This window comes from Nonomuraea longicatena, assembly GCF_039525605.1.
Lineage (GTDB): Bacteria > Actinomycetota > Actinomycetes > Streptosporangiales > Streptosporangiaceae > Nonomuraea > Nonomuraea longicatena.
In genome coordinates this window covers 36,301-49,415 of sequence record NZ_BAAAHQ010000025.1, presented here as the reverse complement: position 1 = coordinate 49,415, position 13,115 = coordinate 36,301, and the positions used below count along the sequence as shown (strand labels likewise).

The window sequence follows — 13,115 nt, the reverse complement described above, 5'->3', positions numbered from 1 at the left end:
CGGCCGGGGAGGGGCCGTTGAACCGCTCCGCGATCGGTGGAGACTCTACGCCAGATCTCGGCCCTCACCGCGCGAGGGCGAGAACTCACCGGATCGTGACCGGCGGCGGCTCCGCTAGCGGGGGCCGAAGGCGAGCGTCATCACCGGATCGGTCAGATGCCACCAGAAGGACCTGCGCATGTGCAGGTACAGGCGTCCGTTGACGAAGCGCGGCGTCTCCCGGACCCCGCTGGAGGAGGCCATGTTGACCTGGGTGTCGTTGATCTCCCGGGTGTCCGGCATCCGCAGCAGCGTCTCCCGCCGGCCGTCCGGGCCGAAGCGGACGACCTCGCTCTTCGCCCGGAAGGTCGAGGTCAGGTACGCCAGCAGGGCGTCGTTCTCGGCGCGGATGGGAACCAGCCGGTGCTTGGTCGCCTTGCGGTCGGTACCCGTGTCCGACACGGCCGACCACTTCCGCCTGCCGGTGACGAGGTCGAAGGCGACGACCCGGTTGGCGCGGGTCAGGCTCTCGACGGCGGTCACGGTGTAGACGGTGTCGTCGGTCACGACGGCCTGGTCGCAGACCGTGTCACGCTCGTCGCAGCCGATCTCGTAGCCGGTGGCGACGTCCACGGTGGCCTGGACGCGGCCCTCACGGGTCAGGACCATGAGCTGGTCGACCTTCATGGTCATGTACTTCTCGGCGTCCAGGAACGGCAGCTTGGTCATCGTCGCGAGGACGAGCGGGTCGGTGGAGACGATCCGCGCGTTGGTGACCTGTGGGGGCAGCGTGATCGTCTGCGTGGGTTTGCCGGTCTCCGGGCTGTGGTCGTGCAGCACGACCTCTTTCCCGCAGACGGCCACCGAGAGCATCCGCTCCTGTCCGGCGAAGGTCCTGTTGTCGCAGCCGGCTTCGGCCACCGTCAGCTGCCTGCCGGTGCCGGCCTGGTAGACGACCGCTCTGTGCTCCCAGCCGACCGCGACGAGGGCGTCGGTGACGGCGACGCTGGTGCCCCACCCCCTGCTCTGGTGCTCTCCCGGAGTGGTGGCGGTCCAGAGCTTGCGGCCCTCGTCGACGTCGATGACGGTGAGCTGGGTGCAGTGGGCGTTCTTTCCCGGCTTCTTCGTCGACAGGACGGCGATGAGGCCCTCGGTGGTGATGCCGGGGGAGGCTTCGCAGATGGTGCCGGTCAGGTCCACCGTCCACGCCTTCTTCCCGGTGGTGGCGTGGTAGGCGCGTACGTCGCCCTCGCCACCGGAGATGTACAGGGAGTCGGTGGCCCAGGAGCCGTCGGAGGCGATGGAATCGTCGCCGTTCTTCACAGGTTGCGGCACCCGGAACAGCTCGCGGGCCGCGACGTTCGCCCTGGCGGGCGGCTCCGCCTCACTCTTGGCGAAGGGAGGGGCGGAGGTGGGGGCCGTCGTCGAGGAGGAAGGGGAGGCGGAGGTCTTCTGTGCGGCCTGGCGGGTCTCCTGGTCGCCGCCGCGGAAGGACCCGTTGAGGTGGAGCACCGTGCCCAGACCGACCACCAGGACGACGGCGAAGGCCGCCGCGGCCAGGATGAGCGCCGTTCGCCGGCGTCCTGGTGGTCGCCCGGGATCGCCGGGCGGACCGGGGTAGCCCGGCGGTGAGCCTGGATGGTTGCCGGGTGGGCCGTGCATGCCGTGGGGCCGGTGATGCGGGTCCGGGGGCCGGTGGCCTTGCGGTGGCAGGGGCGGGTGGGACATGCGGGACCTCTTCGGGCAGATGTGTGAAAGGGATCCGCCCATTCTGCCGCCGCTCCGCCCCGGGTCCGCACCCGGCGTCAGGGTCAGGTGTCGCGGTTGAACCTCAAGGTCACCTCGGCGGCGAGGACCGGGTCGGCGTGGCCGAGGCCGTACGACCAGACCTGCTCGGCGTCGTCGGTGCGGCCCCGTAGCGGCAGCGTGCGGGCCAGCAACTCGATCGCCAGCGCGGACGTCTCGGGCTCGGCGCCGTCCTCGACGGCACCGGCGAACTCGGCGCAGGCGAGCTCCAGGTGCGCGATGCCGAGTTGCACCCGCAGGCGCGGCGTCGCCGACGCGGGCGCCTCGGCCAGCGCGGCCAGCAGCACGTCGGCGGCCTCCCCCGGCTCGCCGCGCTCCAGCAGGAGTTCGGCGAGTTGCTGGGCGGCGTGCGCCCCGAGCTCGGGCTCCCCCACGGCGATCGCCGAACGCAGTTCGCTCTCGGCGCGGTCGAGATCGCCGTCGTGGGCGGCCAGCCGGGCGAGGGCCAGATGGGCGAGGGGGGCGTAGGCGGCGTTGCCGACCCCGATGACGGCCTGCCAGGCGCCTCTGGCCTGGTCGAGACGGCCTTCGCGTTCGAACCCCTGCGCCAGGTGGCAGGCGGCCTGCGCGGCGTACTCGGGGTGCCCGCTCTCCAGCGCGACCCTGGCGGCGGCTCTGGCAGCGTCGGCGTCGCCGCGCTGCTCCAGGACCACGGCCAGCCCGACGGCGGCCTGGGCGCGGTCGGGGCCGTCGGGATCGCGGGCGAGGCCGGACAGGATGCCCGCCGCGCCGTCCAGGTCACCGTTCTCGGCCAGGCGCCGGGCCTGTTCCAGCAGGGGGGTGTCGACGTCAGGGGGTGTCAAGGAGGCTCCTTCGGCAGTGATCGCCATGAGCCTAACGACTCGTGACCCGGACGTCTCGCAACTCGCCCCCGTTCGTCGCCGTCCGGGCGCTTTCGCTGCCCCTCCGGTTGGCTCCTCTCTCTGTGGTCACTTCCGTTTCACGGCGCAGGTGGTCACTTCCGTTTCACGGCACAGCCCATCCACCGCCACCCGCCGCCGCCCCACCCGGCCCCCGATCACGCTCCTCCCCCGGCTCACCCACCGCCGCGACGACGCACGGACGAAGCAGAGCCCACGACCGCCGGCGACTCGACCACGAAAAGGCGGCGCTGCGGCCCGGATTCAGGGGACGTCGGCTCGCTACGGCGAGACGAAAGGCGCCGCACGACGAGGTGTCGTGCGGCGCGGTTCGGCGCCGAGGGTGCGGCGGCCGGCGCGGGCCCGTCGGACGGCTCACAGCGGAGTCGTCACGGCGGGCCCGGTGTCAGACCGAGCGGCGGCGCTGGAGGCCGCGAGCCGGGGACGGCGGGGCGCGTGCCGGTGGCTTCGCCGTAATAGACAGAGCCTCTACGCCGTGACTCAGACCAGCCTTCTACGAAGAAGCGGGAAGCCCTAGTCCTCGTACGCCGACAACGGCGGGCAGGAGCACACCAGGTTGCGGTCCCCGTATGCCTGGTCGATGCGGCGGACCGGCACCCAGTACTTGCCGTCGCGCAGCGAGGCCAGCGGGTAGGCCGCCTCGGTCCGCGAGTACGGGTGCGTCCACTCGTCGGCGGCCACCGACTCGGCGGTGTGCGGCGCGTTGCGCAGCGGGTTGTCCGTCGCGTCGTAGGCGCCGGAGGCCACCTTGGCGATCTCGCCCCGGATGGCGACCATCGCCTCGGCGAAGCGGTCCAGTTCGCCCAGGTCCTCGCTCTCCGTCGGCTCGATCATCAGCGTGCCCGCCACCGGGAAGGACATGGTGGGCGCGTGGAAGCCGTAGTCGATGAGGCGCTTGGCGACGTCGTCGACGGTGACGCCGGTCTCCTTGGTGATCTGGCGCAGGTCGATGATGCACTCGTGGGCAACCAGCCCGCCGCGCCCGGTGTACAGGACCGGGTAGTGGGGGGCCAGGCGGCGGGCGAGGTAGTTGGCCGACAGGATCGCCTGCTCGGTGGCCGAGCGCAGGCCCTCGCCGCCCATCATGCGGATGTAGGCCCAGGAGATCGGCAGGATCCCGGCCGACCCGTACGGCGCCGCCGACACCGGCCCGACCGGCGAGCCGTCGCGCAGCGCGTGGCCGGGCAGGTAGGGGGTCAGGTGGCCGCGGACCGCGACGGGTCCGACGCCGGGCCCGCCGCCGCCGTGCGGGATGCAGAAGGTCTTGTGCAGGTTGAGGTGGGACACGTCGGCCCCGAACTCGCCCGGCTTGGCGAGGCCGACGAGCGCGTTGAGGTTGGCGCCGTCGACGTACACCTGGCCGCCCGCGTCGTGGACCTTGGCGCAGATCTCGGTGATGGCCTCCTCGTACACCCCGTGGGTCGAGGGGTAGGTGACCATGATCGCGGCCAGGGTGTCGCGGTGCTTGGCCAGCTTCGCGTCGAGGTCGGCGAGGTCGACGTTGCCGTCGTCGTCGCAGGCGACCACGACGACCCGCATCCCGGCCATGACGGCGCTGGCGGCGTTGGTGCCGTGCGCGGAGGACGGGATGAGGCAGACGTCGCGGCCGAGGTCGCCGTTGGCCCGGTGGTAGGCGCGGATGGCCAGCAGCCCGGCGAACTCGCCCTGGGATCCGGCGTTCGGCTGGATGGAGACGGCGTCGTAGCCGGTCACCTCGGCCAGCCAGGACTCAAGCGTGCCGATCAGCTCCAGGTAGCCCTCGGCCTGCTCGGCGGGCGCGTACGGGTGCACGGCGGCGAACTCGGGCCAGGTGATGGGCTCCATCTCGGTGGTCGCGTTGAGCTTCATGGTGCAGGAGCCCAGCGGGATCATGGAGCGGTCGAGCGCGATGTCCTTGTCCTGGAGCTTGCGCAGGTAGCGCAGCAGCGCGGTCTCCGAACGGTGGCTGTGGAAGACGGGGTGGGTGAGGTAGTCGTCGTCGCGGGCGAGCCCGGCGGGCAGGGCGCGCTCGTCGGCCAGATCCGACAGCTCGACAGGGATACCGAAGGCGGCGGCGACCCGCTCCAGGTGGGCGAGTTCGGTCTTCTCGTCGCAGGCGACGGAGACGTGGTCGGCGTCGGCCTGCCACACGTTGACCCCGCGCTTGGCGGCCTCGGCGACGACCTGGGCGGCGCGGCCGGGCACGCGGGCGGTCACCGTGTCGAAGAACACCTCGTGGACGACCTCGACCCGGCCCGCGCGCAGTACCTCGGCGAGGGTGACGGCGTGGGCGTGGGCGCGGCGGGCGATGCGGCGCAGCCCGTCGGGGCCGTGGTAGACGGCGTACATTCCGGCGATGACGGCCAGCAGCACCTGCGCGGTGCAGATGTTGCTGGTGGCCTTCTCGCGGCGGATGTGCTGCTCGCGGGTCTGGAGGGCCAGGCGGTAGGCGGGAGCGCCGTCGGCGTCGACGGAGACGCCGACGAGGCGGCCGGGCATCTGCCGCTGCAACCCTTCGCGCACGGACATGTACGCGGCGTGCGGGCCACCGAATCCGAACGGCACGCCGAAGCGCTGGGAGGAGCCGATCGCGATGTCGGCGCCCAGAGAACCGGGCGAGGCGAGCAGGGTGAGGGCAAGCAGGTCGGCGGCGGCCACGACGATCGCCCCGGAGGCGTGGGCACGCTCGGCGACGGCACGGAAGTCGCGCACCCGCCCGGAGGCGCCGGGGTACTGCACCAGGACGCCGAAGCACTCGGGCAGATCGCCGTCGAGGTCGCTGAAGACCAGTTCGATGCCGAGGGGCTCGGCGCGGGTGGCGAGGACGGCCTTGGTCTGGGGCAGAGCGTCGGCGTCGACGACGAACACGGCGCTCTTCGACCGGCCCGCCCGGCGGGCCAGCGTCATCGCCTCGGCGGCGGCCGTGCCCTCGTCGAGGAGGGAGGCCCCGGCCACGTCGAGGCCGGTGAGGTCGGAGACGACGGTCTGGAAGTTGAGCAGCGCCTCCAGGCGGCCCTGGGAGATCTCGGGCTGGTACGGCGTGTACGCGGTGTACCAGCCGGGGTTCTCCAGCAGGTTGCGCCGGATGACGGCGGGCGTGATCGTGTCGTGGTAGCCCAGGCCGATCATCGAGGTCATGACCTGGTTGCGGTCGGCCAGCGCGCGCAGTTCGGCGATCGTCTCGCTCTCGGTGGCGGCGGCCGGCAGCTTCAGAGGGTCCTTCACCCGGATGGCCTCGGGGACGGCGACCGCGACCAGGTCGGCGACGGACTCGAAGCCCACCGCCTCCAGCATGCGCTGCTGCTCGTCGGCGGAAGGGCCGATATGCCGGGTGGCGAACGGCGGGGCTGTCAGGTCGGTCATGAGGGTGCCCTCCCGGAGGCTGTGGAGACCAGGCTTGCGCGGTGGCCGGATCTCCCCCTCTGTCATGGAACCTGAGAGCTTCACCCCTCACGAACGGGGGCTTGCACCGTCGGTGAGGCGCGTCTGGCGGACGCGCCCGCTTTCCAGAGTTGCCTCGCCCCAGCGGTACCGGTTGCCTGAGAGATTCCGGGGAGGGTTGCTCCTTCGGCGCCCCGACCGGGTCGGGGACTCTCCCGCAGGGGGTCATCAGCCTTCAGGGCATAGGTTACTACTTACCCGATACGTCGGGCACGCCTGCGTTGTGCGAGTTCGTCACCTGGGTGGTCGGCCGGGTCGTCGTCACCGGCCGCCGCTCGTTCCCCCGGCAGCTCCGCGAGCGACCCCTCGACCTCGCGCCAGACGCGGCCGAGTGCGATGCCGAACACGCCCTGACCGCCCTGGAGCAGGTCGATGACCTCGTCGGCCGAGGTGCACTCGTAGACGCTGACGCCGTCGCTCATGAGCGTGATCTGCGCAAGGTCGCCGACACCCCGGTCGCGCAGATGCTGGACGGCCGTGCGTATCTGCTGCAGCGAGACGCCGGTGTCGAGCAGCCGCTTGACCACTTTGAGCACCAGGATGTCGCGGAAGCTGTACAGACGCTGCGACCCGGAGCCCTGCGCGGCTCTTATCGTTGGCTCGACGAGCCCGGTGCGGGCCCAGTAGTCGAGCTGCCTGTAGGTGATGCCGGCCGCCGCGCAGGCCGTCGGGCCCCGGTAGCCGATGTCAGCCGGCAGCGCGGACGGCGCGTCGTCGAAGAGCAGACCCTGCTCTCCGGCACGCTGCCGCGCACTCTCGCGCCGCACCGGATCTTCCTGGCCGGCCGTCTTTCCCTCGCCGCTGCTGACCGCCACGCGGACCTCCGGCTTTCTCTCATCCCATGGCCTGATCTGGGGGTTCGTAAAAGGGCGACCACGGGTTTCACTTGCACCGTAGGACCGTGACCAGGCACAGTCAACGATCCGGCTCGGCGCGTCGTGAAGCGTAAATGCACTGAAATACCTACCCCGCCCTGCCGAAGTCCTCGGGCGAGATCGTGTCAAGGAACTCCCTGAACTTCTCCACCTCGTCCTCCTGGTCGTCCGGGATGATCACCCCGGCCTCCTGGACGACCTCCTCGCTGGCGTAGATGCGCGCTCCGGTGCGCAGAGCCAGGGCGATGGAGTCGGACGGCCTGGCGCTCACCTCGACCCCGTTGGAGAAGACCAGATCGGCGTAGAAGATGCCGTCGCGCAAAGCGGTGATGTTGATCTCGCGCAGGCCGACGCCCAGCGCGCTGAGCACGTCCCTGAACAGGTCGTGGGTCAGCGGCCGCGGGGGCGGCTCCTCCGCCTGGGCCAGCGCGATGGCCGTGGCCTCGGTCATGCCGATCCAGATGGGCAGGAACCGCTCACCGTGCGCCTCCTTGAGGAGGACGATCGGCTGATTTGTGGGCATTTCTACGCGAACGCCCACTACCTCCATCTGCAACACGAGCTGCTCCGTATCCGACACCTGACGGCACTTATGCAATTCAACGTAACACCCACCGGTGCCCGAAGGGTCCGCCGGTGACCTACTCGTGAACTCACCGGCCCAGAACATCCTTGATGCCGACCCTGAACAACGCGGCGTGCAGGTCCAGCAGCAGCCTCGACAGTTCCCTCGCGGCCTCGTCCGCGTGGCCGATGGCGCCGGGAGCGCGGCGCTTCAGGATGGGTGCGACCGACTGCTCCACCAGCCCGCTCTCCCGCTCCGCCGCGGCCTTGACCGCGCGCAGGTGGCGGGCGTGCAGCCCGAAACGGGACAGGGCCGCCACCGACCGGGCGATCACGAGCGCGTCCTCGTCGTAGCGCCTGGCCGTGGCCGCGAGCAGCCCGTAGTCCTCGAGTTCGGCGAGAGCCTCCTCCGACAGGCCCGCGGCCTCCAGGAGTTCGGTGCGAGACAGCCGCACCTCGGGCGGCCCCTCCTGCAGCGCGCGCGGGCGGCCGAACTCCTCGGCCAGCTTCTCCTTGATCACCCGCAGCGGCAGGTAGTGGTCCCGCTGCTCGCGCAGGATGTACCTCAGCTGCTCGACGTGCAGGTGGGTGAACTTGCGGTAGCCGGAGGGGCTGCGCTCGGGCTCGATGAGCCCCTCGCCCTCCAGGAACCGGATCTTGGAGATGGTGATGTCGGGGAACTCGGACCGCAGCAGGCCGAGCACCTCCCCGATGCTCATGTGCGAGCGCGCCGCCTGCGAGCTCATGCGCCGACGGCGGTCCGCATCAGGAAGACGAGGCGGAACTTCCCGATCTGCACTTCGTCGCCGGAGTGCAGCGGCACTTCCTCGATGCGCTCGCGGTTGACGTAGGTGCCGTTGAGGCTGCCCACGTCGCGCACCGAGAACTGCCCGCCTCTGTGGCGGTAGAACTCCACGTGCCTGCGCGAGACCGTGATGTCATCGAGGAAGATGTCGCTTTCCGGGTGGCGCCCGGTGGTGGTCAGGTCCTTGTCGAGGCGGAACCTGCTGCCCACGTTGGGGCCCCTGGTGACGGTCAGCAGCGCGGCTCCGGGCGGCAGCTGCTCGACCAGCTGGCGCTCGGCGAGCAAGAACTCACCGGTCTCCGCCTCGTACGCCTCGATTCCCGCGACCGAGATCGTCGACGTGGTGTCACCGGGGACCTCGTATCTGGTCACCGGTGTTCCACAACGGGAACAGAAACGGGCATCCTCGGGGTTGGCGTGCCCGCACTGCGTGCAGTAGACGCTCGGCATCGATCGGCTCGGCCTCCTACCGCGAAGTCGCGGCGACGGTGCTCGGGGCGCGCCTCGCTTCGCTCTTCAAGTTTGCGAATGCCGCAACTTACGCTGATCAGCGGGAAAGGTCAAGGCGGGGCGCTGGACGACAGGTTTGGACGGTGACAAAGTTACCGCTGAGCGCGGCTCAAGGTCCATGCCGCCGCGCGCCTTTCTACCACGTTCCGGCGTCCCGCCCGGCGTTTCGGGCCCTGCGCACCGGCTCCGGGAGGGGCGGGCGGGGTCGCGGGCCGCCGCAGAGGATCACGGGGCCGGGCCGTCCGGCGGGTTGCCGAAAGGGCATCGCACGCCTTTCTCATAAGGTCCGGTATTTCATGATGAGAAGGGAACTACTGGCGTAAGTCGATATCCCGGAGAATGATCATCGGGGACGTCTCCGATGCGTTCCGGCCGGGCAGCGCGGCGGCGACGGTCCCGACTTGTACGGGGAGCCGGTCGATGGAAGGGGAAGGGCCGGTCCGGGGGCGCGAGGGCCGGACATGGCACCCTCTTTGCAGGCGTTACTCCTGTTTGTCGGCTTTGACCAGCTGGCGCACCTGCACCACGTACAACACTGCCGCCCACCAGTACAGGCCCACGCCCCAGAGGGCGAAGGCCCACCCGACAATGCGGGATATTTCGGCATACCAGCCGGAGTGGGAGGCCAGGAAGAGCAGCGGGAACGCGTACATGAGGTTGAACATGGCCGCCTTGCCCAGATAATGCACCTGGAGCGCCCGATAACCGTGCTTGCGGAGCACGGGAACGAAACACGAGACGAAGATTTCCCGCCCCAGGATCAGCGCCACGAGCCACCACGGGATCACCTCGCGCAGCAGCAGACCGATGACGGTCGCGAACACGTACAGCTTGTCCGCGGCCGGATCGATGATCCGGCCCAGCCGGCTCGTCTGGTTGAACGCCCGCGCGATCTTGCCGTCGAGCCAGTCGGTGAACCCGGCCACGGCCAGCAGTGCGATGGCCCACATATCGGCCTGGGGGCCGAGGACGAGCCAGAGGAACACGGGCACGCCCAGCAGGCGCAGGAAGCTCAGCAGGTTCGGAACCGTCCAGATCCGGTCCTCCCCAGAAGTCACACTCACGTTGTGACCCTACTGTCCCCCATGTCCATGTGCTGCGCCGCGCACGGCCGGCCGGCCGAGACCGCACGTCTCATGACCTGTCACGACATGGGCCGCCGCCCTGTTTTCCAGCCGGCGCCCGCCTCCGGCGCTTCCCAGCGGTGCCCGCCGAACGGCGGGATCCCGGGCACGGGACCACCGGCCACCAGGGCGCCCGTTCTCCAGGGGGGGTTCCGAGGAGGGGGTTCCGAGGAGGGGGTTCCGAGGAGGGGGTTCCGAGGAGGGGGCAGAGGAGGGGACAGGGTCAGCCGGAGCGGGCGACGGTGAGGAAGCGGCGGATGAGATCGGTGTCCTTGACGCCGCGGGAGATCTCCACGCCGCTGGAGACGTCCAGGCCCCAGGGGTCGGCGGCGGCGATCGCCGTGCGGACGTTGTCCGGGCTGAGGCCGCCCGCCAGCAGCCAGCGGCCCGTGGGACGGCCCTTGATCGCGGCCCAGTCCCAGGGCTCCCCTGAGCCCGCCTTGGGGGCGTCGACCAGCAGCAGGTCCTCGTCGTAGGCCCCGCACCGCAGGTCGGCCTCGAAGGAGACGGCCCGCACCAGGGTGCGGCCGAGGTCCTTGAGCGCGGTGAAGTCCGCGTGCGGGTGGTTGCCGTGGAGCTGGATCGCCCGCACCCCGGCCGCCTGCGCGAGCGCCCGGACGGTAGCAGGGGCCTCGCCCTTGAACACACCGACGGTCAGGATCTCAGGCGGCACCAGCGCGCCCAGCTCCGCAGCCCGCTCAGGCGTGACGCGGCGCGGGCTGTCCGTCAGGAGGAACCCGATCGCGTCGGCGCCGCCCTCGACGGCCGCCCGCACATGCTCTTCCTCGCTGAGACCGCAGATCTTCACGAACACCCTCCCAGCCTACCGAGGCCCGCGCGAGGTCAGCGCCTGATCGGGCGGAAGTCGGCGTCCACGAGGCCCATCCGGTGGGCGACCACCGCCGCCTGGATGCGGTTGCGCAGGCCGAGTTTGTCCATCACCCCCGCCACGTGGGTCTTGACCGTCGTCACCCCGACGTGCAGGTGCTCGGCGATCTCGCCGTTCGACAGCCCGCCGCCGAGCAGGGTGAGGACGTCGAGTTCACGCTCGGTGAGTCCGGCGGGCACGGCCTCGCCGGACTGGCGCTCCTCGGCCGAGAGCGCCCGTTCCACGACCCGCCGCAGCACCGACGGCGCCAGCAGCGCCTCCCCGGTCGCCGCCCGCCGGACGGCCTCCACCATGCGCTCGGGCTCGTCGTCCTTGACGAGGAAGCCGAGCGCGCCGAGCCGGAGCGCGGCGTAGACGTTGGCGTCCTCGGCGAACGTGGTCAGGATGACGATCCGGGCGCCGGGGCTGGCCGCCAGGATGCGGCGGGTGGCCTCGATGCCGTCGACGCGGGGCATGCGCACGTCCATGAGGACGACGTCCGGCCGGTGTTCCTGGGCCAGCCGTACGGCTTGGGCCCCGTCCTCCGCCTCGGCGACGACCTCCATGCCGCCGGCCGCCTGCAGCAGCATGCGCACCCCCGCCCGCACCAGCGCCTGGTCGTCGGCGACCAGGACGCGGATCACGCCTGGCTCCGTGCGGTGGGCAGGGTGGCCGACAGCAGCCAGCCGCCTTCGCCGTCCGGGCCCGCCGTGAGGACGCCGCCGAGGGCGCGCACGCGCTCGCGACTGCCCGCGAGGCCCTGTCCGGAGGACGGCAGCGGCGGGGCGGCGGACGACGGCCGGTCGTTGTGCACGCGGACGCTGAGGCCGGGCGCCGACGGGCCGAGCGGGCGGACGTTGACGCAGACCCGGGTGCCGGGCCCGGCGTGTTTGAGCACGTTCGTGAGTCCTTCCTGAACGATGCGGGCGGCGGAGGCTCGGGCCACGAGCGGGGCCTGGTCGACCGCCGGGTCGAGGGCGAGGTCGACGAGCAGACCGGCGGCGGTCATGCGCTCGGCGGCCTCGCGCACCACGTCGCCGGGGTCGGCGAGCAGGTGGGCGTCGCCTTCCGGGTCGCGGAGCACGTCGAGCAGGCCGCGCAGGTCTTCGAGCGCCTGGTGGCCGGTGTTGCGGATGTCGGCGAGCGCGTCGGCGACGGGCCCTTCCGGTGCCGCGTAGTGGGCGGCTCCGGCGCGCAGGACCATGGCGCCGACGTGGTGGGCGACGATGTCGTGGACCTCGCGGGCGATCCGCTCGCGTTCGGCGAGCTGGTCGGCGCGTACCTGGGCGACGGCGTGGCGGGCCGATTCACGGGCGGCGGCGCGTTCGGCGACGGCGGTGGCCTGCCTGGCGCCGAGGTTCCTGCCGATGGCGACGGGGGTGGCGACGAGTCCCATGAGGACGGCGGCCCGCACGACGGTGGTGTCGCCGGGGGCGTCGACGATGGCGGTCGCGGCGAGGAAACAGCCGGCGAGGTAGACGACGCCGGTCCACAGCCAGGAGCCGACCCGCATGGCGAACACCCCGATGGTGACCAGGGTGAGGATCAGGCAGGTGGTGACCACGTCGGGCAGGTAGGTGTCGGCGGCGACGAGCAGCGCACCCTGGAAGACGAAGACGAGGCCGGGCAACTGCCTGGCGATGCCGAGCGAGAGTCCCGCGACGACGGAGAGCAGGCCGATGACCCAGACGGGCTGCCCGGAGCCGTGCCAGTCGGTCCAGGTGGTGAGCACGCTCTCGGCGACGCCTCCCGCGGCGAGGAGCACGTCGGCGGTGACGTTGCGTTCATGGGGCCGGACGAGGGGGTTGGCGAGATAGCAGCCGACGATTCCGGGGGCGAGCGAGAGCAGGACGGAGAAGATCCAGGCGTTCGTGGTGACGGGGACGCCGGGATCGAGGATGTTGACGGCGGAGGCCGCGCAGCCGACCACGATGACGGGGACGAGCAGACGGGCCTTCTCCTTGTATCCGGCGAGCCCGATGGCAAGGCACAGCAGGATCTGGGCGGCGTTGGAGGTGAAGGCACCGACGTGGTCGGTGAGGACGAGCATGGCCGCCAGGTAGAGGGCGACGAACGCGGGCCGGTGCCTGACGAACCCCATCGGCGCGCCCACCAGGACGGCGAGGTAGGCCGCCGACCAGCCGCCGGGCTCCCCGACGGGGGCGTTTCCGGACAGCAGCAGGTCGAGCCCCACTCCGCTGGCGGCGAGGAGCAGATCGAGCGGCACACCCCGCCATCGCAGTCGCATGGGGCAAACGCTATCCCCGCGCGCGACCTCGCTGC

General features: G+C 71.3%; 11 protein-coding genes and 1 riboswitch. All 11 genes read right to left on the bottom strand.

Annotated features, from left to right (window positions below; translation table 11 throughout):
* Positions 1 to 114: 114 nt before the first annotated feature.
* Positions 115 to 1,707 carry an outer membrane protein assembly factor BamB family protein gene (locus ABD120_RS24475; protein ID WP_343952368.1) on the bottom strand — a complete coding sequence of 531 codons (1,593 nt, stop codon included), beginning with the start codon at positions 1,705 to 1,707 and terminating at the stop codon, positions 115 to 117.
* Positions 1,708 to 1,790: 83 nt separating this feature from the next.
* Entirely contained in the window at positions 1,791 to 2,588 is a 798-nt protein-coding gene (locus tag ABD120_RS24470) for a tetratricopeptide repeat protein (protein WP_343952367.1), read from the bottom strand.
* A 591-nt stretch (positions 2,589 to 3,179) separates the two neighbouring features.
* Positions 3,180 to 6,008 carry an aminomethyl-transferring glycine dehydrogenase gene (gcvP, locus tag ABD120_RS24465; protein ID WP_343952366.1) on the bottom strand — a complete coding sequence of 943 codons (2,829 nt, stop codon included), beginning with the start codon at positions 6,006 to 6,008 and terminating at the stop codon, positions 3,180 to 3,182.
* 153 nt (positions 6,009 to 6,161) lie between these two features.
* Positions 6,162 to 6,254: riboswitch (glycine riboswitch) on the bottom strand.
* 26 nt (positions 6,255 to 6,280) lie between these two features.
* The gene (locus ABD120_RS24460; RefSeq protein ID WP_343952365.1) at positions 6,281 to 6,901 is read right to left on the bottom strand and encodes a MerR family transcriptional regulator; all 621 of its coding nucleotides are present in this window, start codon (positions 6,899 to 6,901) and stop codon (positions 6,281 to 6,283) included.
* A gap of 148 nt (positions 6,902 to 7,049) precedes the next feature.
* A complete protein-coding gene (locus tag ABD120_RS24455; RefSeq protein ID WP_343952364.1) occupies positions 7,050 to 7,520 on the bottom strand; it encodes a bifunctional nuclease family protein in 471 nt (156 codons plus the stop codon).
* Positions 7,521 to 7,614: 94 nt separating this feature from the next.
* On the bottom strand, positions 7,615 to 8,271 hold the full coding sequence (ftsR, locus tag ABD120_RS24450; RefSeq protein ID WP_343952363.1) for a transcriptional regulator FtsR: 657 nt from the start codon (positions 8,269 to 8,271) through the stop codon (positions 7,615 to 7,617).
* Positions 8,268 to 8,780: a double zinc ribbon and FHA domain-containing protein gene (locus ABD120_RS24445; protein WP_343952362.1), complete on the bottom strand. Its 513-nt coding sequence runs from the start codon at positions 8,778 to 8,780 to the stop codon at positions 8,268 to 8,270. Before ABD120_RS24445 ends, ftsR begins: the two co-directional genes overlap by 4 nt.
* Before the next feature lie 542 nt (positions 8,781 to 9,322).
* Entirely contained in the window at positions 9,323 to 9,904 is a 582-nt protein-coding gene (gene clsA, locus ABD120_RS24440) for a cardiolipin synthase ClsA (RefSeq protein ID WP_343952361.1), read from the bottom strand.
* 283 nt (positions 9,905 to 10,187) lie between these two features.
* Entirely contained in the window at positions 10,188 to 10,778 is a 591-nt protein-coding gene (locus tag ABD120_RS24435) for a phosphoribosylanthranilate isomerase (protein WP_343952360.1), read from the bottom strand.
* Positions 10,779 to 10,807: 29 nt separating this feature from the next.
* Positions 10,808 to 11,476, bottom strand: coding sequence for a response regulator (locus tag ABD120_RS24430; RefSeq protein ID WP_343952359.1), 669 nt, complete (start codon positions 11,474 to 11,476; stop codon positions 10,808 to 10,810).
* Positions 11,473 to 13,080, bottom strand: coding sequence for a sensor histidine kinase (locus ABD120_RS24425; protein WP_343952358.1), 1,608 nt, complete (start codon positions 13,078 to 13,080; stop codon positions 11,473 to 11,475). Before ABD120_RS24425 ends, ABD120_RS24430 begins: the two co-directional genes overlap by 4 nt.
* Between the last annotated feature and the right edge of the window lie 35 nt (positions 13,081 to 13,115).